A 22,352-nucleotide genomic window follows, 5' to 3' on the forward strand; every position below is an offset into this window, starting at 1 on the left:
AGGTGAGCCGCATGCAGGAGGACATCGTTCGGTGTCCTACTGCAGACCAGTGGAGTGACGGGACTCTGTGGGCTTGCGACATCGGCTCAAACTCTAGGAACGGGCCCCAACCCCGGCACGCGTGGTCAACACCCGTATCCCGTTCTGAAGACACGCGCTTGTTTGCCGGACTACTCAATCGAGGTTCGGACAGTGTGCTGGGCGTGCGAAAGCACACTCGGGCCGCGGTCGTGGACCGATTGAGGCGTGTTTGCGCAGCACCGAACAGGCGGTGATGCAGGCCAGAGATGCAATCCCAGTGATGCAGGCCGTGAAGGTCATCTTGACGCAGTGAATTGCCTGCGGAGCGTGTGGACGGGCGTCAGAGTAAGATGCACATGCAGGTGTAGTCGCCGGTGCAGGTGGGCAATGAGTACATCTTGGAGGACTCGAGCAGGCGGTGGCGGATGAGCGACGCCCGAAGGTTCGTGGTGTTGCACCGGTACGCCTGAAGCGACCTCGGTGTCCTGTCTCGCCAGGTTGGTTAACCGGTCTGGGTGGGGCTCCTGCCAGGGCGGTGTGTCCGCGTCGGTGATTCTCGTGGTGGAGGAACTCGTCGAACATCTCGGACCGCTGGGTCTCTGAGGTGTAGGGACAAGCGTAGGCCCATTCCTCGAGCAGGGTCCGGTTGAACCGCTCGACCTTACCGTCGGTCTGCGGCCGGTACGGGCGGGTCCGCTTGTGCCTGATGCCCTTACCCAGAGCGGAGCGGAAACTGGAGCCGCTACGCACCCGTAGCGGGTCAGGATCCGGTGCGCGGTGGCCGGACGCAGCCCGAGTCGGCAGGCGATCCTGGCCGGTCCCCACCGGCGGGCCATCCGTAGTAAGAGAACGCGTCCTCCGGTGCCCCGGCCAGCGAGATCGGGGCACCGGGACGGCCTGCCGGGTCTGCCGTGGGCCCTGTAGCGGTCGGCTCAGCGCCGGGCCGTGTCACTGAGACCCCGAACCGCTCTACGGGTCGTATTGAACGATGGCGGCCGACGCCGTCGTCGTGCACGGGACGTGCCACTGGGACATCGGGGGACGGACGTCTCTTCCCGATCTCTCGGGACGGGTCGATCGGGTGGCCCGCAGCGGGACCATCAGCTCTAGCGGCCGGCTACCGCCCCAGCCAGGACGCCACCTCGCGGGCCTGACGCCCCAGCACCTTTCCGACCCGGGGCTCGCCGGCCTGGGCGATCTTGCCGCCCACGAGGGGGATCCGGCACTCCACCGCCCCGGTCACGCGCACCTCGGTACCGCCCTCGGTGGGCAGCAGCAGCTGCTCGGCGGTCGCGGTGGTCTTGGCCGCGGCCACGGTGACCACGAGCTGGCCGGTGCGGGAGCCGTCCGCGGCCGGGGCGGACCACGTCTCGTGCTGCTCCAGGCTCAGCTTGTCCCCGAGGAACTTGCCGGCGAACTTCTGCACCGCGTCCGGCAGCCGGTTGACGGGCACGGAGCGCACCATGGTGACGGAGACGGGGCCCGTCAGCTCGCCCTGGCGCTCGAACGCGACCAGCGCACCACCGAGGCCCTCGGTGACCTTGCGGTTGAAGGCCTCGTCCACGAGCGCCGCGAACACGTCAGCCGGCGGGTGGGAGATGGTGGTGGATTCCTTGAACGCCATGGCGGGGTTCTCCTTCTGCGGCTGTCACTGGGGTGGTCGGTGGATCGGTCGGTCGGGGTGGATCCGCCCGCGGCGGACACCACGTCAAGAGCCTATAACGGGCAACTATGCTGGGGTGAATGACGACCCCCCACCCGCTGGCCGGGATGTTCGGCGCCCTGCTCCAGGACGAGGCCATCGCGGCGGCCACCACCTCCGCCGCGCGCACCGGAGCGGACCGCACGGAAGACCTGGAGATCTCCCTGCCCGACGGCGCCCGGGCACCTCTGGTGGCCCTGCTCGCCGGAGCCGGTGCGGATGGTTCCGGCCAGGGCACGACGCCGGTCACAGGCCTCTCCCGCCCGGCCACCCTGCTGGTGGTCACCGCCACCTCCCGGGAGTCCGAGGACCTCGCCGCCGACCTGGCCGCGTGGATGGATCCTGCGACCGTGGCGCACTTCCCCTCCTGGGAGACCCTGCCGCACGAGCGGCTCTCGCCCCGCTCGGACACCGTGGGCACCCGGCTGGCGATCCTGCGCCGCCTCACCCATCCGGGTGAGGACGGCCTGCCCCCGCTGGCGGTGCTGACCGCGCCGGTCCGCTCCGTGCTGCAGCCCATGGTCGCCGGGCTCGGAGACCTGGAACCGGTGCGGATCGCCGTGGGGGAGGACCATGACTTCGACGCGGTGGTCCAGTCCCTGGCGGACGCGGCCTACTCGCGCGTGGACATGGTCTCCCGCCGCGGGGAGTACGCCGTCCGCGGCGGGCTGCTGGACGTCTTCCCCCCCACCGAGTCCCACCCGCTGCGCATCGAGTTCTTCGGGGACGAGGTGGAGCAGATGCGCTACTTCTCCGTGGCGGACCAACGGTCCCTGGAGGACACCTCGGGGGACGGCACCGGCCACCCCACCACCCTGTACGCACCGCCCTGCCGGGAGCTGCTGCTCACCGACTCCGTGCGCCGCCGCGCGAAGGGGCTGATCCCCTCGCTGCCCGGCGCCGTGGACATGCTGGAGCGCATCAGCGAGGGCATGGCCGTGGAGGGCATGGAGTCTCTCGCCCCCATCCTGGCCGACGGCATGGTCCCCCTCGTGGACCAGCTGCCCGCCGGCTCCCTGACCGTGCTCGTGGAACCCGAGAAGATCCGCCACCGCGCGGACGACCTGCTGAACACCAACGAGGAGTTCCTGCAGGCCGCGTGGGCCACCGCCTCCATGGGCGGCGCCGCCCCCGTGGACCTCAGCACCGGGGAGGGCCAGGCCGGGGCTGGCGGCTTCGCCACCCTCGCCGAGACCCGCACCGCCGCCCAGCACCGCTTCCAGGGCTGGTGGCAGCTGACCAGCCTCGGCACGGACGTCGAGCTGCTGCCGGACGCCTCCGCCCTGCGCACGGGGCTGGCCGAGCCCCAGGGGTTCGCCGGGGACGTGGACGCCATGACCGCCCACGTCGTCAGCCGGTGCCGGGACGGCTGGCAGGCCGTCGTCGCCACCGACGGCGCCGGCCCGGCCCGCCGCCTGGCCGAGCTGTTCGGCGAGGCCGGACTGCCCGCCGTCGTGGTGGACGCCGTGGGCGGAGATCCGCAGCCCGGGCAGGTGACCATCACGACCGCCGTCGCCGGTTCCGGGTTCACCGTGCCCAGCGCCAAGGTGGCCCTGCTGACCGAGCAGGACCTGTTCGGCCGCAACCGGGTGGCCGGCGCCCGGGGTGCCACCAAGACGCTCGCGCGCAAGCGCCGCAACGCCGTGGATCCGCTGGCGCTCACCGAGGGTGACTACGTGGTGCACACCCAGCACGGCATCGCCCGGTTCGTGGAACTGCAGCGCCGCAAGGTCGCCGCCGGATCCGTCACGGGCGGTGCGGGCGGCTCGGCGGCAGACTCCTACCGGGAGTACCTGGTGCTGGAGTATGCGCCCTCCAAGCGCGGGGCCCCGGGGGACCGGCTGTTCGTCCCCACGGACCAGCTGGACCAGATCTCCCGGTACGTGGGCGGGGAGGCACCGAGCCTGTCCAAGATGGGCGGCTCCGACTGGGCCTCCACCAAGTCCAAGGCGAAGAGGGCCACCAAACAGATCGCCGGCGAGCTGATCCGCCTGTACTCGGCGCGGATGGCCTCCCGCGGCCACACCTTCGCCGCGGACACCCCGTGGCAGCGGGAGCTGGAGGAGTCCTTCCCGTTCATCGAGACCCCGGACCAGCTGACCACCATCAACGAGGTGAAGCAGGACATGGAGGCGGCCGTGCCCATGGACCGGCTGATCTCCGGGGACGTGGGCTTCGGCAAGACCGAGGTGGCGGTGCGAGCGGCGTTCAAGGCCGTGCAGGACGGCAAGCAGGTGGCCGTCCTGGTCCCCACCACGCTGCTGGCGCGCCAGCACACGGAGACCTTCACCGAGCGGTTCGCTGGCTTCCCCGTCCGGGTCAAGCCGCTGTCCCGGTTCCAGAACGCCAAGGAGTCCAAGGAGACCCTGGACGGGATGGCGGAGGGCTCCGTGGACGTGGTGATCGGCACCCACCGGCTGCTCTCCAAGGAGGTCCAGTTCAAGGACCTCGGGCTGGTGATCGTGGACGAGGAACAGCGCTTCGGCGTGGAGCACAAGGAGGCGCTGAAGACGATGCGCACCAACGTGGACGTGCTCTCCATGTCCGCCACCCCCATCCCGCGCACCCTGGAGATGTCCCTGACCGGCATCCGGGAGACCTCCACCCTGGCCACCGCGCCGGAGGAGCGCCACCCCGTGCTGACCTACGTGGGGCCCAAGACCAACCAGCAGGTCACCGCGGCCGTGCGCCGCGAGCTGATGCGCGAGGGCCAGGTGTTCTTCGTGCACAACCGGGTCTCCTCCATCGACAAGGTGGCCGCCGAGATCCGCGAGCTCGTGCCCGAGGCCCGCGTGGTGGTGGCCCACGGCAAGATGGGCGAGGCCCGGCTCGAGCAGGTCATGGTGGACTTCTGGGAGCGCAAGTTCGACGTGTTGGTGTCCACCACCATCATCGAGACCGGCCTGGACATCGCCAACGCGAACACCCTGATCATCGACCGCGCCGACGCCTACGGGCTGAGCCAGCTGCACCAGCTGCGCGGGCGCGTGGGCCGCGGCCGGGACCGGGCCTACGCCTACTTCCTCTACGACCCGGAGAAGTCCCTGAACGAGACCGCCCTGGAGCGGCTCAAGGCCGTGGCCGCGCACAATGAGCTCGGCTCCGGCATGCAGCTGGCCATGAAGGACCTGGAGATCCGCGGCGCCGGCAACCTGCTGGGCGGGGAGCAGTCCGGGCACATCGCCGGGGTCGGCTTCGACCTCTACCTGCGCATGGTCGGGGAGGCCGTGGCGGACTTCAAGGGCGATCAGGACACGGCCCCGGCCGAGGTCAAGGTGGAGCTGCCCGTCAACGCCCACCTGCCGCACGACTACGTGCCGGGGGAGCGACTGCGCCTGGAGGCCTACCGCAACCTGGCCCAGGCCAATGACGACGCGGCGGTGGACGCCGTGGTGGAGGAGCTCAGGGACCGCTACGGCGAGCTGCCGGAGGCCGCCGAGAACCTCGTGGCCGTGGCCCGCTTCCGCAACGCGGCCCGCGCCGCCGGCGTCACCGAGGTGATGCTGATGGGCCCGAACGTGAAGTTCGGCCCGGCGGAGCTGCCCGAGTCACGGGAGATGCGCCTGAAGCGCATGTACAAGGGTGCCTCCGTGAAGCCGGCCCTCAAGGCCGCCTTGATCCCGAGGCCCAAGACGGCCCCCGTGGGCGGCAAGGACCTCGTGGACCTGCCCCTGCTGGACTGGGCCGCCCAGGTGCTGAAGGCGATCTTCCTGCCGGACACCGCGGCACCGTAGGGCGGTGCGTGGTGCTTGCAGGGTGTGACCGGTGATGACCATCGAGGAGACTCCTGGGCGCCGGCACCGCCGCCCACGGCCGTTGGGGGGACTTCTCCTGCTCGGGTTGGCCGCTGGTGCGCTGGTGCTCCTCGGGCAGGGCCTGCTCAACGGCCTGGGGACGGGGGAGGGCCCGCTGCGATGGAACCCGGAGTGCACGGTCCAGACCTCGGACGGGGAGGTCGGACTCGACCGCGACGAGGCGAAGCTGGCCACGACCGCTGTGGCGCTCTCCGCCCGCGGGATGGAGGCACCGGACACCTCCGGCCTCGACGAGGTGGTGTTGCAGCGGCTGGCCGAGGGCCCGCCCGCGGATGCTGGAGCGAGCCTGACCTGCCGCGGCTCAGCGGCCGGTGACCTGCCGGTCCAGCAACCGACCGGCACCGGCCTGACACCGCGGGCAGAGCGGCTGCGGACGTCGATGGCCGAGGTGTTCGGTGACCTGAGCCTGGGCGGGTTCGAACCGGGTGGCATCGACCAGGGGCACCAAGAGGGGTCGACGCACTACGAGGGGCGCGCCATTGACGTCTTCTTCCGCCCGGTGGCCGAGGAGAACCGGCGCGAGGGGTGGCTGCTGGCCCACTGGCTCGTCGCCCATGCCGGGGACCTGGACGTCCAGTACGTCATCTTCGACGACCGGATCTGGAGCGCCCACGGTGCACGGGGGCAGTGGCGGGACTACGAGGCCGCTGACCCCGGCAACGAGATCCTGCGCCACCTCGACCACGTGCACGTGGACGTGCTGCGCGGAGACGCCGGCTGAGCGGCGACGGCGGCCCCCTAGCGGACCGCCTGAGCCTGCCGGCGGGCGCGCCAGCGGGTCCACCAGTCCGGCGCCGGCACCCCGGACAGCCAGGGCGCGAGGGGCGTGGCGTTGAGGGCCAGCCCCACGGCCCAGCTGATGAGCACGGTGAGGACGAACTTGGCGCCGTCGTCCAGGATCCCCACATCCACGAGGGTCTGCAGCAGCCAGCCGTGGAACAGCACCACCACGGTGCCGGTCCGCACGAGCGCGTTGACGGGCCGGGCGGCGCCCTGCGCCAGGCGGTTCACCACGGTGCCGAAGACCAGCACGAACCCGGCCGCGGTCAACGCCCCCACCACCGGGGTGAGCAGGAAGTCCCCGAAGCCGGAGAACTTGATGTTCAGCGGTTCCACGCCGAGCGTCACCGCCAGCAGCCCGACGGCCACGCACACGGCCCCGATCAGGGCACGGTTCCGCCTGATACGGGGCTGGATCGAGTACCGGAACAACTCGCCGGCCAGCACGAAGAACAGGCACGGCAGGGCCAGTCCCGCCCCGAGCGGGGTGCGGCCGATCGGCCCGTCCGGGAGTAGGGACAGGGCCAGGCCGAGCACGGCGATGCCCCAGGCCACGGCCACGGGGAAGCGCTCGAGGAACCGGCGCAGCAGGGTCACGAAGAACAGCACGGAGATGAACCAGAACGCCCACCACGGCGGGGTCTGGTCCGAGCCGCCGTACCAGCCGTTGGCCATCAGGGGCCAGAACTCGCCGGGGGTGTCCCGGGTCCAGGCCCAGGCGGCCACGCTCATGATGACGGCCCAGATCAGGTAGGGCACCGCCAGGGTTCGCCACCGGGCCTGCACCTCGTGGCCGAAGGCCCGGCCCCGGGTCCAGAAGTAGCCGGTGAGGAAGAAGAACAGCGGCATCCGCCAGATCTCCAGGTACTCGCTGCCCACCAGCCGGGGGCCGTAGGAGTGGCCGGCCACCACGGCCACGATGGAGACGATACGCAGAACGTCCACGCCGGTGTTCCGGCGTGGACGTTGCCTCAGCGTCTGGGCGGCAGAGGTGTTGATGTGGGGGATAGGGCGACCCTCAGGGATCAGTGGCCCGCGCGGTGGGAACCGGTGGCCTCCACGTGGATGGCCTCGTGGTCCACCGAATCGCTGCGGCCGAGCAGCTGCTGCGGGATGAGGTAGGTGAGCACGGCCAGCACCATGGCGATGCCGCCCGGGATCCAGACGCTCTCCAGGCTCCACCAGCCCATGGCGTACAGGCATCCCAGGAAGAGCAGGAAGCACACCGCGGTCATCAGCAGGTTGCCCCAGAAGCGTCCCTGGCCCGAGTGGTTCGTCGGCTTGCCGTTAACAATCACGTGTGTCTCCTCATGCGGTGGCACCGGCCGGTGCGTCGGCGGGTGCCCGTGGTGCGTTGGTGCGGGTATCTAGCTGGCCTTCAGGATAGCAAGGGCAGAGCTGGCACCGATCCTTGTGGCGCCCGCGGCGATCATGTCGAGGGCGTCCTGGCGGGTGCGGACCCCGCCGGAGGCCTTGACCCCCACCTCGGGGCCCACCACTCGGCGCATCAGGGCCACGTCCGCCACGGTGGCCCCACCCGTGGAGAACCCCGTGGAGGTCTTCACGAAGTCGGCGCCGGCTGCCACGGCGGCGCCGCAGGCCAGCTCCTTGGCGGCGTCATCCAGCAGGCAGGTCTCGATGATGACCTTGAGGATCGCCTCCCCCTCATGGGCGGCCTCCGCCACGGCGCGGATGTCCTCCACCAGGGCCTCGCGGTCCCCGGCCAGGGCGGCGGCGATGTCGATGACCATGTCCACCTCGTGGGCGCCGTGGGCCACGGCGTCCCGCGTCTCGCCGACCTTGGCCGCCGTGGTGGTGGCCCCGAGGGGGAAGCCGATGACGGTGCACGTCAGCACGCCCGAGCCGGCCAGGGCCTCGGCCACGGTGGGCACCCACACCGGGTTCACGCACACGCTCTTCACCTGCGCCTCGGCGGCCTCGGCGCACAGCGCCAGGATGTCCTCACGGGAGGCCTGCGGCTTGAGCAGGGTGTGGTCGATGTACTTCGCGAGCTCGGCGGTGTCCATGCCTCCAGCCTAGTGTCCCAGGGCCGCGCCGATGGACGCGGAGAGCTCGGCCAGGGCGGCGGCGGCGTCCGCCCGGACCCCGGGCAGGTCCGCGGCGGCGGAGACCGGCCGGACCACCTCGAGGTAGCACTTGAGCTTGGGCTCGGTCCCGGAGGGCCGGACGATCACCCGGGAGTCGTCCGCCGTGATGTACATCAGCGCGTCGGTGCCCGGCAGCCCGCGGTGGCCCTGGGTCAGGTCCACGGCCTCCACCACGGGATGTCCCGCCAGCGCGGCCGGCGGGTCCAGCCGCAGCCGGGTCATCATGGAGTCCAGCAGGGACAGGTCCGCCACCCGCACCGAGAGCTGGCCGGTGGCGGTGACGCCGAACCGCAGCGCGATCTCGTCCAGCGCGTCCAGCAGGGTCCGGCCCTGGTCGGCCAGCTCCGCGGCCAGTTCCGCCGCCACGAGCGCCGCCGTCATCCCGTCCTTGTCCCGCACCGAGTCCGGCGCGGTGCAGTACCCGAGGGCCTCCTCGTAGCCGAAGCCCAGCCCCGGCACCCGGGCGATCCACTTGAACCCGGTCAGGGTGGTCTCGTGCGGCACATCCTCCTCGGCCGCCACGCGGGAGAGCAGGCGGGAGGACACCACGGAGTTCGCCACCACGGCGCCCGCCGGCCGCAGCCGGCCCATCAGGTGGCGGCCCAGCAGCACGCCGACCTCGTCACCGGTGAGCATCCGCCAGCCACCGTCGGAACCCTCCGCGGCCGGGTCCGGGACAGCGAGGGCCAGCCGGTCGGCGTCGGGGTCGTTGGCGATCACCAGGTCCGCCCCCCGCTGACGGGCCGCGGCCAGCGCGAGGTCCAGGGCTCCGGGCTCCTCCGGGTTGGGGAAGGCGACGGTGGGGAAGGTCGGGTCCGGCTCGGCCTGCTCCGGGACGGTGTACGGCCGAGCGAATCCCGCGTCCTCGAAGAGGTCCGGCAGCACCGTGCCGCCGACCCCGTGCAGCGGCGTGTAGACCACGTTCAGGCGCCGGTGGGCGGTCTTCTCGGGGTTGAGCACCCGGCAGGCCGCCAGCCGGTAGGAGGCCGCGACCCCCCGCTCCGCCACCGTCCAGCCGCTCTCCGCCAGCGGGATCGAGTCCACGGGGGCCTCGTGGTCGATGCACGCGGCGATCTCCCGGTCGCTGGGGGCGGTGATCTGGGCTCCGCGGCCAGCCTCGTCCGTCATCCGCCCGCCCAGGTACACCTTGTAGCCGTTGTCCGCCGGCGGGTTGTGGCTGGCCGTGACCATCACGCCGGCGTCCGCGTCCGTGTGCCGCACCGCGAAGGCCAGCACCGGGGTGGGCAGGGCGGCCGGCAGCAGGATCGTCTCCACTCCCGCGGCCGTGAAGACGGCCGCGGAGTCCAGCGCGAAGGTCCTCGAGCCGCGGCGGGCGTCATAGCCCACCACGACGCGCGGGCGGCGGCCCGCGCTGTCCAGGCGCCCGAGCAGGTAGTCGGCCAGTCCGGCGGCCGTGCGCCGGATCACGGCGCGGTTCATGCGCGCCGGGCCGGGGCCCTCCTCGGCGCGCAGGCCGGCCGTGCCGAAGGCCAGGGGGCCGGCGAAGCGGGAGGCCAGCGACGCGGCGGCCGCGCCGTCCCCGCCCTGCGCGGCGGCGATCTCGGCCTCGAGGACCGCACGGTCGCCGTCGTCGGGATCCTGGCGGGCCCACTCCACGGCGGCGGCCAGCAGCGCGGGATCGAGTTCCTGGGTGTCAGTCACGAGGGTGCCTCTCCGGGGTGTCAGATGCGGTCGATGATGCCGGCCAGCAGGGCGGAGATGTGCGGGCCGGCGTCCCGCCCGGCCTGGACGACCTCGTCGTGGCTGAGGGGTTCGCCGCTGAAGCCCGCGGCGGCGTTGGTCACGAGGGACATGCCGAAGACCTCGAGGCCGGCGTGCCGGGCGGCGATCGCGTCCAGGGCGGTGGACATGCCCACCAGGTCGCCGCCGATGGCCTTGGCGTAGCGGACCTCGGCCGGGGTCTCGTACTGGGGGCCGGGGAACTGGGCGTACACGCCCTCGGGCAGGGACGGGTCCACCTCGCGGGCGATCGCCCGGATGCGCGGGGAGTACAGGTCCGTGAGGTCCACGAACTCGGCGCCGACCAGCGGGGTGGCGCCCGTGAGGTTGAGGTGGTCGGCCACCAGCACCGGGGTGCCCGGGCCCCACTCGGGCACCAGGGAGCCGCAGCCGTTGGTCAGCACCACGGTCTCGGCGCCGGCGGCGGCCGCGGTGCGCACCGTGTGGGCCACGGCGCCGGCGTCGCGGTGCTCGTAATAGTGGGTGCGGGAGCCGAAGACGAGGGCCTGCGATCCGTCCTTCAGGCGCACCGAGCGCACCGTCGGGTTGTGGCCGGGCACCGAGGGCGCGGCGAAGCCGGGCAGCTCGGCGGTGGGGACGGTGCGGGTGGTCTCGCCGATCAGCTCGGCGGCGCCGCCCCAGCCGGAGCCCAGCACCACGGCGATGCGGTGCCGGGCCACGCCCGTGGTCTCGGCGAGGGCGGCGGCGGCCTGGCGGGCCTCGGCGAAGCCGGGATGGTCGCCGGTCAGGGGGGAGTCCTGCGGGGACCCGGTGGCGGAGGAGTCAGTGTCAGTCACGCTCCTCAGCTTAGAGGGGTGGAGAACGTGAGGTGGAGAAGGCGGGCGCACGGTGGCTGCGGCGCATTCGGCCCGGAGGTGCCGCGTGCCAGAATGGGGGCGTGACCTCCACCCCCCTGCACTCGCGTCCCCGTCCCTCCCTCACCATCATCGGCGGTGGCCCCGGCGGCTACGAGGCGGCCATGGTGGCCGCGAAGCTCGGGGCGCAGGTGACCGTCGTCGAGTCCAAGGGCATGGGTGGGTCCGCCGTGCTGACGGACGTGGTCCCCTCCAAGACCCTGATCGCCACGGCGGACTCCATGCGGCGTGCCGGGCGGGCCCCCGGGCTGGGCGTGGACGTCGGCGACCGGCCGGCCTCCGCGGACATGACCGTGGTCAATCAGAGGCTGCTGGACTTGGCCGCCGAGCAGTCCCGGGACATCCACCGCGCCCTGGAGCGGGTCGGCGTGCGGGTGGTCATCGGCCACGGCCGCCTGGCCGGTCCGTCCACGGTCGAGGCCGTCACCGCCGACGGCACCGAGACCATCGAATCCGAGAACATCCTCCTCGCCACCGGGGCCAGCCCCCGCGAACTGCCCACCGCCATGCCGGACGGGGAGCGCATCTTCAACTGGACCCAGGTGTACTCCCTGACCGAGGTGCCCGAGCACCTGATCGTGGTCGGGTCCGGGGTGACCGGTGCGGAGTTCGCCTCCGCCTACAACCAGCTCGGCGCCAGGGTCTCCCTGGTCTCCTCGCGAGACCGGGTCCTGCCGGGCGAGGACCCGGATGCGGCCTCCGTGCTGGAGGACGCCTTCGTGGAGGACGGCGTGAACGTGGTCGGCAAGACCCGCGCCGAGTCCGTGGAGCGCACCGAGAACGGCGTGCGCGTCCAGCTCTCCGGCGGCCGCGTGCTCGAGGGCAGCCACTGCCTGCTGGCCGTCGGCGGCATCCCGAACACCGCGGACCTGGGCCTGGCGGAGGCCGGGGTGGAGCTGACTGAGTCCGGGCACATCGCGGTGGACGGCGTCTCCCGCACCTCCGCGCCGGGCATCTACGCCGCGGGGGACTGCACCGGCGTCTTCGCCCTGGCCTCTGTGGCCGCCATGCAGGGGCGCGTCGCCGTGGCCCACCTGATGGGGGACGCGGTCAAGCCCTTCCAGCCGCACCTGGTGGCCTCAAACATCTTCACGTCCCCGGAGATCGCGACGGTGGGTGTCACCGAGGCCCAGGTGGCCTCCGGCAAGTACCAGGCGGACATCCTCAAGCTGGACCTGGCCACCAACCCCCGGGCCAAGATGCAGAACGTCACGCACGGCTTCGTGAAGATCTTCGCCCGCAAGGGCTCCGGCACCGTGATCGGCGGCGTGGTGGTGGCCCCGCGTGCCTCCGAGCTGATCTATCCGATCGCCCTGGCGGTCAGCCACAAGTTGCACGTGGACGACCTGGCCAACACCTACACGGTCTACCCCTCCATCTCCGGGTCGATCTCCGAGGCGGCCCGCCGCCTGCACGTCTACCTCTGATCGCCTGACCCCAGCGTTTTGAGGGCAGGAATCACTAGTGATTCCTGCCCTCAAAACGAGGAGAACGACGCCGGCCCGGCACCTACCGCAAGGATCCTGCGGTAGGTGCCGGGCCGGCGTCGGGCGTGGGGGTGTTCCGGTTCAGGCGTCCAGGCCGCGCACCGTGTCCAGGGACTTGGTCTTGGTCTCCGGCGCGATGATCAGGGAGATCAAGGTGAGCACGGAGGCGAAGGAGAGGTAGTAGCCCACGTGCGCCACCGAGAAGTTCAGCACCAGCCACTGCGCGACGAAGGGGGTCAGGGCGGCGCCGAGGATCGAGGACACGTTGTAGGCGATCCCGGAACCGGTGTAGCGCGTGTTGGTGGGGAACAGCTCCGGCAGCACCGCGGACATGGGCCCGAAGGTCAGGCCCATCAGCGTCATGCCGACCATCAGGAACACCATCATCTGCGTGGTGTTCAGCCCCGCGCCCTGGCCGATCGAGTCGGCGGACAGCCACCAGCCGAAGGTCAGGCCGAACAGCACGAGCAGGGCCGAGATGACGATCAGGGTGGGCTTGCGGCCGAACCGGTCCGCGAGCCATCCGGAGACCGGCACGAAGGCCGCGAAGAACAGGATGCCGATGAGCTGCAGCACCAGGAAGTCGGCGTAGGGCACGCCCAGGCCGCTGGCCTCCGGAGAGCTGATGGAGTAGGACAGGATCCATGTGGTCATCAGGTAGAAGAGCACATAGGTGGCCAGCATGATGAAGGTGCCCAGGATGAGCTCCCGCCAGTTCTTCTGGAAGACCTCGCCCAGCGGGGCCTTGACGCGTTCGTCGTTGTCCACGGCGCGCTGGAAGACGGGGGTCTCCTGCAGCTTGAGGCGGACGTAGAGGCCCACGGCGACCATGAGCAGCGAGAGCAGGAACGGCAGGCGCCACACCCAGGTCAGGAAGGCGCCGTCCATCTCCGGATTGGTGGAGTCGTGGTTGAAGGCGAGGGTCAGGATGAGGAACAGGCCGTTGGCCAGCAGGAAGCCGATCGGGGCGCCGAGCTGGGGCCACATGGCGGCCCAGGCGCGCTTGCCCTCCTTGGCGGTCTCGGTGGCCAGCAGGGCCGCGCCGGACCATTCGCCGCCCAGGCCCAGGCCCTGGCAGAAGCGCATGATCGTCAGCAGCGCGGGGGCCCACAGGCCGATCTGGTAGTAGGTCGGCAGCAGGCCGATGAGGAAGGTGGCGATGCCCATGGTCAGCAGGGAGCCGATCAGGGTGGCCTTACGGCCGATCCGGTCCCCGAAGTGGCCGAACAGGACGGAGCCGATGGGGCGGGCCACGAAGGCGGCGCCGAAGGTGGCCATGGAGGCCAGCAGGGCGGCGCCCTCGTCACCGGCCGCGAAGAAGATCAGCGGGAAGACCGAGACCGCCGCGGTGGCGTAGACGTAGAAGTCATAGAACTCGATCGTGGTGCCCATCAGGGAGGCGAGCACCACGCGGGAGCGGGGGACGCCCAGCTCGGCGGAGCCGTCGTCCTTCGCGGCAGCGTCGGCCTTCGAGCCCGAACGGGGGCCGCCGGAGGACAGGTCTGTGGACATGGGTTGCTCCTCAGCAAGGGTCATGGTGACTGTTGCCGCTGACTGGTCCGGCGGCCCGTCCAGCGTAGCGGTGACGTCCACCATGCAAGAATGGTGTCCGCATGGTGGACATCCCTGGACAGGAGGCGTCCGGTCAGGATGTCGTCCGGGACGCACTGGACTGCCCCGCGGCCCGGTCACGCCCCGTCCCCTCGAGCCACGGGGCCCGCACCTGACCCGAGGACTGGACCTGGGCGATCGTGGCGGTGCCCATCAGCATCATCGCCGACTCGACCTCCCGCGCCAGCAGCTCGATGGCCCGGGCGACGCCCTGCTCGCCGCCTGCCATCAGCCCGTACAGGTACGCGCGTCCGATGAGCACGAAGTCCGCCCCGAGGGCCAGCGCCGAGACGATGTCCGCGCCGGACATGATGCCGGAGTCCAGGATGACCTCGACGCCGGTCCCGGCCTCCGCGCGCACCTCACCGAGGGCCTTGAGGGACACCGGCGCGCGATCCAGCTGGCGCCCGCCGTGGTTGGAGACCACGAGCCCGTCAGCCCCGGCGTCCAGGGAGCGGCGGGTGTCCTCGGCCGTGAGGATGCCCTTGACGAACAGCTGTCCGGGCCAGACCGAGCGGATCCACTCGAGGTCCGCGATGGACAGGGTGGGATCGAACATCCCGTTGATGATGGTCGGCAGGTCAGCGGCCGTGTCACTCAGCGAGGCGAACGTCAGCGGGTCCGTGCTCAGGAAGTTGAACCACCACTCCGGGCGGTAGGAGGCATCCAGCACGGTGCGCAGCGTCAGCTGGGGTGGGATGGTCATGCCGTTGCGCACGTCCCGCAGCCGCTGCCCCGCCACGGGGGTGTCCACGGTGACGAGCAGGGTGTCGAAGCCGGCTGCCTCGGCTCGGCGCAGCAGGTCCAGGGACCGCTCCCGGTCCTTCCACAGGTAGAGCTGGAACCAGCGGCGCCCGGCGCCGGAGACCGCCGCGACCTCCTCGATCGACCGGGTGCCCATGGTGGACAGGGTGAACGGGATCCCGGCCGCAGCGGCAGCGGAGGCCCCGCCATCCTCGCCCTCGGCGTGCATGAAGCGCGTGAACCCGGTCGGGGCGATCCCGAAGGGCAACGCCGAGGCCCCGCCGGCGATCGTGGTGGACAGGTCCGCGGCCGGCGTGGAGTGCAGGATCCGCGGCAGCAGCTCCGTGGCGGCGAAGGCCTCCCGCGTGCGCCGGGCCGTCAGCTCGGAGCCCGCGGCGCCGTCCACGTAGTCGAACGCGGCGCGGGGGGTGCGGCGCCGCGCGATCCGGCGCAGGTCCTCCAGGTCGGCGGCGGCAGCCAGGCGCGCGGCACGGCGGTGGACCGTGGGCGGGCGGAAGCGCATCAGCGGCAGCAGCTCGGAGGGCTGGGGCAGGCGGCGGGTCAGTCGGGGCACGGGCTCTCCTTGCGGTGCGGCGGCGTTGCTGTCCAGTCGGAGATGACGGCTCAGTCGGAGATGACGGCTCAGTCGGAGATGACGGCGATCGCCGCGCCGGCCGTGACGGTGGCCCCCGGCTCCGCCATCAGCTCGGTGACCGTCCCCGACTGGTGCGCGGTCAGCGGCTGCTCCATCTTCATGGCCTCCAGCACCACGATCAGGTCGCCCTCGGCCACGGTGTCCCCGGCGGAGACCGCGACCTTAACGATGGTGCCCTGCATCGGCGAGGTCAGGGTGTCCCCACTGGCGCCAGTGGCGGTGGCCCCGCGGGAGCCGCGGGACTTGCGCTTGCGCCCGCCTGATTTGGCGCCCGTGGCCACCGTGGAGATGGCCCCCAGGATGGCGGGCAGGGTGACCTCCACGCGCTTGCCGTTGACCTCCACGGTCACGGAGCGGCGGTCGCCGTGCTCGGCCCCGGCAGCATCGGTGGAGTCGGGCGTGCCGGCGAACGGGGCGATCGTGTTCTCGAACCCCGTCTCGATCCAGCGGGTGTGCACGGTGAAGGGCGTGCCGTCCACCGGGGCGAAAGCCGGATCGGCCACCACGGCGCGGTGGAACGGCAGCACCGTGGGCATCCCGGCCACCTGCATCTCGGCCAGGGCGCGCCGGGAGCGTTCCAGGGCCTGCTCGCGCGTGGCACCGGTGACGATCAGCTTGGCCACCATGGAGTCGAAGGCGCCCGTGATGGCCTCGCCCTCCTCCACGCCGGTGTCCACGCGCACCCCCGGCCCCGAGGGCAGGCGGAAGCGGGTCAGGGTGCCGGGGGAGGGCATGAAGTTCCGGCCGGGGTCCTCGCCGTTGATACGGAATTCGAAGCTGTGCCCGCGGACCTCCGGATCGTCATAGCCGAGTTCCTCGCCCTGGGCGATCCGGAACTGCTCGCGGACCAGGTCCAGGCCCGTGACCTCCTCCGAGACGGGGTGTTCCACCTGCAGGCGCGTGTTGACCTCGAGGAAGGAGATGGTGCCGTCCGCGCCCACCAGGAACTCGCAGGTCCCGGCCCCCACGTAGCCCGCCTCGGCCAGGATGGCCTTGGAGGACTCGTAGAGCCGTTGCTGCTGCTCGGCCGTGAGGAACGGCGCGGGGGCCTCCTCCACGAGCTTCTGGTTGCGGCGCTGCAGAGAGCAGTCGCGGGTGGAGACCACCACCACCGTCCCCGCCGCATCCGCCAGGCACTGGGTCTCCACGTGCCGCGGTGCGTCCAGGAAGCGCTCCACGAAGCACTCGCCCCGGCCGAAGGCCGCCGTGGCCTCGCGGACCGCGGACTCGTACAGCTCCGGGATCTCCTCGCGGGTCCGGGCCACCTTGATGCCGCGTCCGCCGCCACCGTGGGCGGCCTTGATGGCCAGGGGCAGTCCGTGGGCGTCCGCGAAGTCCACCACTTCCTGGGCGGACACCACCGGGTCCGCGGTGCCCGGGACGAGGGGGGCGCCGACCCGCTGGGCCAGGTGCCGGGCGGAGACCTTGTCCCCGAGCTGCTCGATCGCCTCAGGCGGTGGGCCGATCCAGACCAGTCCGGCCGCCTGGACGGCGCGGGCGAAGTCGGCGTTCTCGGACAGGAAGCCGTAGCCGGGATGCACGGCGTCCGCCCCGGAGGTCTTCGCCGCCGCCAGGATCTTGTCCACCACGAGGTAGGAATCGGCGGCGGAGGCACCGCCCAGGGCGATGGCGTCATCTGCCATGCGCACGTGCAGGGCCTCGCGGTCCGGCTCGGCGTAGACGGCCACGGCGCTCAGCCCCTCGTCGTGGGCCGCACGGATCACCCGGACGGCGATCTCCCCGCGGTTGGCCACGAGTACCCGCGAGAACGGTCGGGGTGTGGTCGTGGCGTTCGGCGTCGGGTGGGACATCGGGGAGGGACTCCTTCACGAGCTTCGGTGCAAGCGGTCTGCGGGCCCGGCCGCGGTACGGGCCGGGGCGAGCCCACCCGCCGAGCCTAGACGCGCCCGTGGGGTTCCTACAGGATCCGGGGCCTTTTCCCTGCGCCGCGGCCCAGGGATTGTAGGAAGCCCACAATAGCCGTCGGCCGCCGGGACGGCGAGGGGCCTGGGCGGGGGACCTCAGCGGCACACGGCGCGCCGGCGGGAGACCACGGCGAAGATCATCACCGCCAGTCCCACCACCGTCAGGCCCGCCCCCAGCAGCGCGGGTGAGCGGTAGCCGAGGCCGGCATCCACCACCACGGCGCCGAGGATGGCCCCCAGGGCGTTGGCGAAGTTGAAGGCCGCGTGGTTCATGGCAGCGCTCACGGAGGGGGCGTCGCCACTCTCACGCAGCAGCCGGACCTGGAGTGCCGTGGTGAACAGTGAGCCGGCCACTCCGAGCAGCAGTACGCAGGCCACCGCCACGGCCGGCACCTGTGCCAGGGCGGCCAGGACCAGCAGCACGACCCCCAGGGCGGAGATCCCCAGCAGTGCCGAGCGTTCGATCGAGCGGTCCACCAGCGGTCCAGCGATCAATGAGCCGACGGTCATGCCCACGCCGTAGCAGGCCAGCACCCACGGGATGGCGGAGGCGGGCAGTCCGGCCACCTCGGTCATGGTCGGGGAGATGAACGTGTAGACGGCGAACATGCCGCCGAAGCCGATCGATCCCGCCACCAGGGTGATGATCACCTGGGGCCGCTTGAGGGTGCCCAGCTCCCGGCGGATAGACGGTGCCTGCGCGGGGGCGCTGCGGGGCACCAGGCACAGGACGGCCGCAAGGGTCACCATCCCGATCAGGGCGACCAGCCCGTAGGCGGTGCGCCACCCGAACTGGGCCCCCAGCGCGGCGGCCGCAGGCACCCCGACGATGTTGGACACCGTGAGCCCGAGCATCACCCGGGCCATGGCGGTGGCGCGACGGTTCGGAGAGACCAGGGTGGACGCCACCACGGCGCCGATCCCCAGGAAGGCGCCATGGGGAAGACCGGTCAGGAAGCGAGAGGCCAGCATGACCGGCAGGCTGGGGGCCAGGGTGGAGCCGATGCTGCCGATCACGAACAGCAGGGCCAAACCCAGCAGCAGCCTCTTGCGCTCCATCCGGGCCGTGAGGGCGGCGATCAGCGGTGCGCCGACCACCACGCCGATGGCGTAGAGCGAGACCGCGTGGCTGGCCTCGGTGATGGAGGCGTCGAACCCCGCGGCGATGTAGGGCAGCAGGCCCATCGTCGCGAACTCGGCGGTGCCGATCCCGAAGGCGCCGATCGCCAGCGAGAAGATCGCCAGGCGAGCGGTGGCCACGGGGACCGGTGCGGCCGGCGTGGGCTGCGGCGTCGGCTCCGCAGGCGGTGGCGCGGCGCCGTGGGCGGCACCGGTGGCGGACACCTCGGTGGTGCGGGTCACGGTCATGGCGAACTCCTGGTGGGTACTGATGGGGCACGGGGAAGACGCGAAGGAGGGCGACGAAGAATCGTCGCCCTCCTTGGCTCAGCGGGGTGACCCGCAGATGCCCCACGCTAGACCGGAGGCCGGTGCCGATGCACGCCGAGAGGCCGCCCAGCGCCTGTGAGACTGCGCACTGCCCGGGCGGCCCGGATCAGCTCTGCCAGAGGCTGGTCAGGGACACGCCCAGGTCCGCGAGCAGGGTCCGCAGCGTGGACACGGACAGGCCGATCACGGCATTCGGGTCTCCGTCCACCGCCGTGACGAACGCGGCCCCGCGGCCGTCGATCGTGAAGGCCCCGGCGCACTGCAGCGGTTCGCCGGTGGCCACATAGGCCACGACGTCGGCCTCCTCCACCTCGGCGAAGGTCACCGAGGCGCTGGCCAGGGCGCCGACGGCCGGCCGGGAGATCGCCGAGCCGCCGCGGGTGTCCACCACCCAGTGCCCCGTGTGCAGCTGTCCCGTCCGGCCGGACTGCTTCCGCCACCGCTCGAGCGCCACCTCCGGTTCCCACGGCTTGCCGTAGGCCACGCCGTCCAGCTCGAACACCGAATCGCACCCCACCACCAGCGCCCCGGCCGCGTCCGCGTGGACCGCGACGTCCTCGGCCTTGGCCCGGGCCAGCAGCTCCGCGGTCTCGGCCGGGCCGGCCAGCGGGTTGGCGGCGGCGATGGCATCCTCATCCACCTCGGAGATCAGCACGGTGAAGGGGACCCCGGCGGCCTCCAGGATGCGGGCGCGCGCCGGGGAGGCGGAGGCCAGCACGAGGCGAGGTGCCGCGGGACCCGCCGGGCCGGCGTCGTGCCCCTGCCGTTCCGCACTCAGCTCAGCGCTCACGCGAGCGCCGTCCGCAGGGTGTCCAGCCCCATGGAACCCAGCCGCAGGGCGCGCGTGTGGAAGGCCTTGAGGTCGAAGTCCTCACCGGCCGAGGCGGCCCGCGAGGCGTGCTCGGTGCGGATCTGCTCCCAGATGCGCTGGCCCACCTTGTAGGCCGGCGCCTGCCCGGGCCAGCCGAGGTAGCGGATGAACTCGAAGCGCACCTGCCCGGGGGTGTCGTTGAGGTGCTTGTTCAGGAACGCGAAGCCCTGCTCCGGGGTCCACACGCCGCCGCCCTCGGACTCGGGCGCCTCGAAGCCGCAGTGCACGCCGATGTCGAACACCACGCGGGCCGCCCGCATCCGCTGGGCGTCCAGCATGCCCAGGTGGTCGCCCGGGTCGGCCAGGTAGCCGAACTCCTCCATCAGCTGCTCCGCGTACAGCGCCCAGCCCTCCCCGTGGCCGGAGGTCCACAGGGCGTTGCGGCGCCAGTCGTTCAGCTCGTCCTGGGCGAGCATGGCCGTGCCGATCTGCAGGTGGTGGCCCGGGACGCCCTCGTGGTAGACCGTGGTCTTCTGCTCCCACGTGGTGAAGGCGTCCTCGCCCGGCGGCACGGACCACCACATGCGGCCGGGCCGGGAGAAGTCCTCCGAGGGGCCGGTGTAGTACACCCCGCCCTCCTGTGTGGGGGCGATCATGCACTCCACCCGGTCCATGGGCGCGGGGATCTCGAAGTACCGCGTCATGGACTCCAGGGCCTCGTCGGTGACCTGCTGCATCCATTCCCGCAGGGCGTCGGTGCCCTGCAACCGGCGGGCGGGGTCGGTGTTGAGCACCTCACGGGCCTGCTCGATGCTCGCGCCGGGCCTGATCCGCTCCGCGTCCTCGTGCTGCGCCGCGATGATCCGGGCGAGCTCCTCCTGGCCCCAGGCGTAGGTCTCCTCGAGGTCCACCGTGGCGCCCAGGAACTCCTGCGAGTACAGCGAGTACAGCTCCTTGCCCACGGCGTCCTGCTCCGGGGCGATCTCGCGGAGGTCGTCCCTGAGGAAGGAGGCCAGCTTCCGATAGGCCTCACCCGCGCCGCGCGCGGCGCTGTCCAGTTGGGCCATCAGGGAGGAGGGCACGACGCCGGCCGCCTCCGCGCGCTCGATGAGTCCCGGGAAGAAGCCCCCGGCCTCCGAGTGCGCCTCGGCCTGCTCGATGACGACGTCGATCTGGCGGCGAGCCGCGACCTGGCCCTCGTCCCGCGAGGCGCGCAGAGAGGCGGCGTAGCCGGCCAGGGCGTCCGGCAGATTGGCCAGCCGGCCGGCGATGTGGGCCCAGTCCTGCTCGGTCTCCGTGGGCATCAGGTCGAAGATGCCGCGGATCTCCTGGGCGGGGGAGGCCAGGTTGTTCAGCTCCGTCCGGCCGGTGGCATGGAGCCGGCGCTCCAGTCCGATGCGCTCGCGCAGGGCCGCCGCGGTGACCCGGTCCACCTCGTCGGTGGGCTCGAGTCCCTCGAGGTCCGCGAGCAGCCGTTGGTTGAGGTGGTCGTCCTCGGCCGTGCCGGCGGGGGAATAGTCCGAGTACTCGGTCTCCCGGCCCGGGTGGCCCAACGCGGTGGCCTCCTCCGGATGGAGGGCGAGGGTGTCGGCGAAGTAGCGGTTGGCCAGCGCGTCGATGTCACTGGGCGGGCGGGTCTGACGTGCGGAGTCGGTCATGACAGCACACTACTCGGGGTCCTGGACACGCTGCATCGGCTCTGGGCCACTTGCGCGGAGGTCCGGCACGGAGCAGGGTGAAGCCATGTTCGAGGGCTTCACCGCGGAGATGGTCGATGCCGGGCCGTTGAGGCTGTTCGTGCGCCACGGCGGTTCCGGCCCGGTCATCCTGTTGCTGCACGGCCATCCCCGGACCTCCTCCACCTGGCACCTGGTGGCTCCGCGGCTCGTGGAGCTGGGGTTCACGGTGGTGTGTGCTGACCTGCCCGGCTACGGCCGCTCGGGCAAACCGACGCCGACGACTGATCACGTCCCCCACTCCAAGCGGGCCGGCGCCAGGCTGTTGCTCAGGGCCATGCACGAGCTCGGCCACGACCGCTTTGCCGTCGCAGGGCACGACCGGGGCAGCTACTACGCCCTGCGGATGGCGTTGGACCACCCGGACCGCGTCACGCGCGTGGCGCTGTTGGACTGCCTCCCCATCAGCGAACACCTCGACCGCACGGACGCCCGGTTCGCCACGGCCTGGTGGCACTGGTTCTTCTTCGCCCAGCCCGAGGTGCCGGAGCGGGTCATCACGGCCGACCCGGCGGCCTGGTACCACGGCGACCCCGACTCCATGGGCGTTGAGAACTACGAGGAGTGGCAAGCGGCGATCCGCGACCCGGACGTGGTGCGCGGCATGCTGGAGGACTACCGGGCCGGCCTCACCGTCGACGCCGACCATGAACGGGACGACCGAGCCGCCGGCCGACGCATACGACAGCCGTTACTCGTGCTGTGGTCCCTCCGGGACGACCTGGAGGACCTGTACGGGGACCCCCTGGCCATCTGGGCGGACTGGGCGGACCACGTGACCGGACACGGCATCGACTCCACCCACCACATGGCCGAACAGGCTCCCGAGATCCTGGCGCGGGCGCTCGGTCATTTCTGCACCGTGAGCGGCGACGACCCGAGCTGATGAAGGG

The 22,352-nt window shown here is 71.8% G+C and carries 16 protein-coding genes and 1 pseudogene; 4 read left to right on the forward strand and 13 right to left on the reverse strand.

The annotated features are described in order from the left end of the window. Positions 1 to 534 precede the first annotated feature (534 nt). Positions 535 to 756, reverse strand: a pseudogene (locus tag RE421_RS07525) (integrase core domain-containing protein); the annotation flags it as partial. 382 nt (positions 757 to 1,138) lie between these two features. Next, a complete protein-coding gene (locus RE421_RS07530) occupies positions 1,139 to 1,645 on the reverse strand; it encodes a DUF2505 domain-containing protein (RefSeq protein WP_309816752.1) in 507 nt (168 codons plus the stop codon). A gap of 119 nt (positions 1,646 to 1,764) precedes the next feature. On the opposite strand from RE421_RS07530, the gene mfd reads away from it, so the two are divergent. Together mfd and RE421_RS07540 are read left to right on the forward strand one after the other, a co-directional pair. Continuing rightward, positions 1,765 to 5,457, forward strand: a complete 3,693-nt coding sequence (gene mfd, locus RE421_RS07535) for a transcription-repair coupling factor (protein WP_309816755.1) — start codon at positions 1,765 to 1,767, stop codon at positions 5,455 to 5,457. A gap of 106 nt (positions 5,458 to 5,563) precedes the next feature. Next, complete coding sequence (locus RE421_RS07540) at positions 5,564 to 6,259, forward strand: hypothetical protein (RefSeq protein WP_309816758.1); 696 nt, start codon at positions 5,564 to 5,566, stop codon at positions 6,257 to 6,259. A 17-nt stretch (positions 6,260 to 6,276) separates the two neighbouring features. Here RE421_RS07540 and RE421_RS07545 read toward each other — a convergent pair whose 3' ends face one another. From RE421_RS07545 to RE421_RS07565, 5 genes are all read right to left on the reverse strand, one after another. Further along, a complete protein-coding gene (locus RE421_RS07545) occupies positions 6,277 to 7,263 on the reverse strand; it encodes an acyltransferase (protein ID WP_309816761.1) in 987 nt (328 codons plus the stop codon). A gap of 80 nt (positions 7,264 to 7,343) precedes the next feature. Beyond that, complete coding sequence (locus RE421_RS07550; RefSeq protein WP_309816764.1) at positions 7,344 to 7,616, reverse strand: hypothetical protein; 273 nt, start codon at positions 7,614 to 7,616, stop codon at positions 7,344 to 7,346. A 69-nt stretch (positions 7,617 to 7,685) separates the two neighbouring features. Beyond that, a complete protein-coding gene (deoC, locus tag RE421_RS07555) occupies positions 7,686 to 8,345 on the reverse strand; it encodes a deoxyribose-phosphate aldolase (RefSeq protein WP_309816766.1) in 660 nt (219 codons plus the stop codon). A gap of 9 nt (positions 8,346 to 8,354) precedes the next feature. Continuing rightward, positions 8,355 to 10,088 carry a phospho-sugar mutase gene (locus RE421_RS07560; protein ID WP_309816769.1) on the reverse strand — a complete coding sequence of 578 codons (1,734 nt, stop codon included), beginning with the start codon at positions 10,086 to 10,088 and terminating at the stop codon, positions 8,355 to 8,357. A gap of 20 nt (positions 10,089 to 10,108) precedes the next feature. Next, positions 10,109 to 10,915, reverse strand: a complete 807-nt coding sequence (locus tag RE421_RS07565) for a purine-nucleoside phosphorylase (RefSeq protein ID WP_309817184.1) — start codon at positions 10,913 to 10,915, stop codon at positions 10,109 to 10,111. Positions 10,916 to 11,064: 149 nt separating this feature from the next. Between RE421_RS07565 and RE421_RS07570 the strand changes: the two genes are divergently transcribed. Continuing rightward, the gene (locus RE421_RS07570; RefSeq protein WP_309816771.1) at positions 11,065 to 12,468 is read left to right on the forward strand and encodes an NAD(P)H-quinone dehydrogenase; all 1,404 of its coding nucleotides are present in this window, start codon (positions 11,065 to 11,067) and stop codon (positions 12,466 to 12,468) included. Positions 12,469 to 12,609: 141 nt separating this feature from the next. On the opposite strand, the gene RE421_RS07575 is transcribed toward RE421_RS07570, so the two are convergent. The 6 genes from RE421_RS07575 to RE421_RS07600 all read right to left on the reverse strand — a co-directional run bounded on the left by RE421_RS07575 (position 12,610) and on the right by RE421_RS07600 (position 21,381). After that, entirely contained in the window at positions 12,610 to 14,040 is a 1,431-nt protein-coding gene (locus RE421_RS07575; protein WP_309816774.1) for an MFS transporter, read from the reverse strand. Positions 14,041 to 14,173: 133 nt separating this feature from the next. Further along, complete coding sequence (locus RE421_RS07580; RefSeq protein WP_309817185.1) at positions 14,174 to 15,448, reverse strand: alpha-hydroxy acid oxidase; 1,275 nt, start codon at positions 15,446 to 15,448, stop codon at positions 14,174 to 14,176. A gap of 77 nt (positions 15,449 to 15,525) precedes the next feature. After that, a complete protein-coding gene (locus RE421_RS07585) occupies positions 15,526 to 17,349 on the reverse strand; it encodes a biotin carboxylase N-terminal domain-containing protein (protein WP_309816777.1) in 1,824 nt (607 codons plus the stop codon). A 210-nt stretch (positions 17,350 to 17,559) separates the two neighbouring features. Next, the gene (locus RE421_RS07590) at positions 17,560 to 18,831 is read right to left on the reverse strand and encodes an MFS transporter (RefSeq protein WP_309816780.1); all 1,272 of its coding nucleotides are present in this window, start codon (positions 18,829 to 18,831) and stop codon (positions 17,560 to 17,562) included. 187 nt (positions 18,832 to 19,018) lie between these two features. Then, positions 19,019 to 19,702, reverse strand: a complete 684-nt coding sequence (locus RE421_RS07595; protein ID WP_309816782.1) for a nucleoside triphosphate pyrophosphatase — start codon at positions 19,700 to 19,702, stop codon at positions 19,019 to 19,021. Continuing rightward, positions 19,699 to 21,381, reverse strand: coding sequence for a DUF885 domain-containing protein (locus RE421_RS07600; RefSeq protein WP_309816784.1), 1,683 nt, complete (start codon positions 21,379 to 21,381; stop codon positions 19,699 to 19,701). Before RE421_RS07600 ends, RE421_RS07595 begins: the two co-directional genes overlap by 4 nt. A gap of 85 nt (positions 21,382 to 21,466) precedes the next feature. Between RE421_RS07600 and RE421_RS07605 the strand changes: the two genes are divergently transcribed. Further along, a complete protein-coding gene (locus tag RE421_RS07605) occupies positions 21,467 to 22,345 on the forward strand; it encodes an alpha/beta fold hydrolase (RefSeq protein WP_309816787.1) in 879 nt (292 codons plus the stop codon). The last annotated feature ends 7 nt before the right edge of the window (positions 22,346 to 22,352 follow it).

The organism is Citricoccus sp. I39-566 (assembly GCF_031432995.1).
GTDB classification, from domain to species: Bacteria; Actinomycetota; Actinomycetes; order Actinomycetales; family Micrococcaceae; genus Citricoccus; species Citricoccus nitrophenolicus_A.

What these genes read in the sequence shown, in the direction of transcription:
- RE421_RS07530 (WP_309816752.1), bottom strand. Translation starts at nt 1,645, where the DNA reads ATGGCGTTCAAGGAATCCACCACCATCTCCCACCCGCCGGCTGACGTG.
- mfd (WP_309816755.1), top strand. Translation starts at nt 1,765, where the DNA reads ATGACGACCCCCCACCCGCTGGCCGGGATGTTCGGCGCCCTGCTCCAG.
- deoC (WP_309816766.1), bottom strand. Translation starts at nt 8,345, where the DNA reads ATGGACACCGCCGAGCTCGCGAAGTACATCGACCACACCCTGCTCAAG.
- RE421_RS07575 (WP_309816774.1), bottom strand. Translation starts at nt 14,040, where the DNA reads ATGTCCACAGACCTGTCCTCCGGCGGCCCCCGTTCGGGCTCGAAGGCC.
- RE421_RS07585 (WP_309816777.1), bottom strand. Translation starts at nt 17,349, where the DNA reads ATGTCCCACCCGACGCCGAACGCCACGACCACACCCCGACCGTTCTCG.
- RE421_RS07590 (WP_309816780.1), bottom strand. Translation starts at nt 18,831, where the DNA reads ATGACCGTGACCCGCACCACCGAGGTGTCCGCCACCGGTGCCGCCCAC.
- RE421_RS07600 (WP_309816784.1), bottom strand. Translation starts at nt 21,381, where the DNA reads ATGACCGACTCCGCACGTCAGACCCGCCCGCCCAGTGACATCGACGCG.
- RE421_RS07605 (WP_309816787.1), top strand. Translation starts at nt 21,467, where the DNA reads ATGTTCGAGGGCTTCACCGCGGAGATGGTCGATGCCGGGCCGTTGAGG.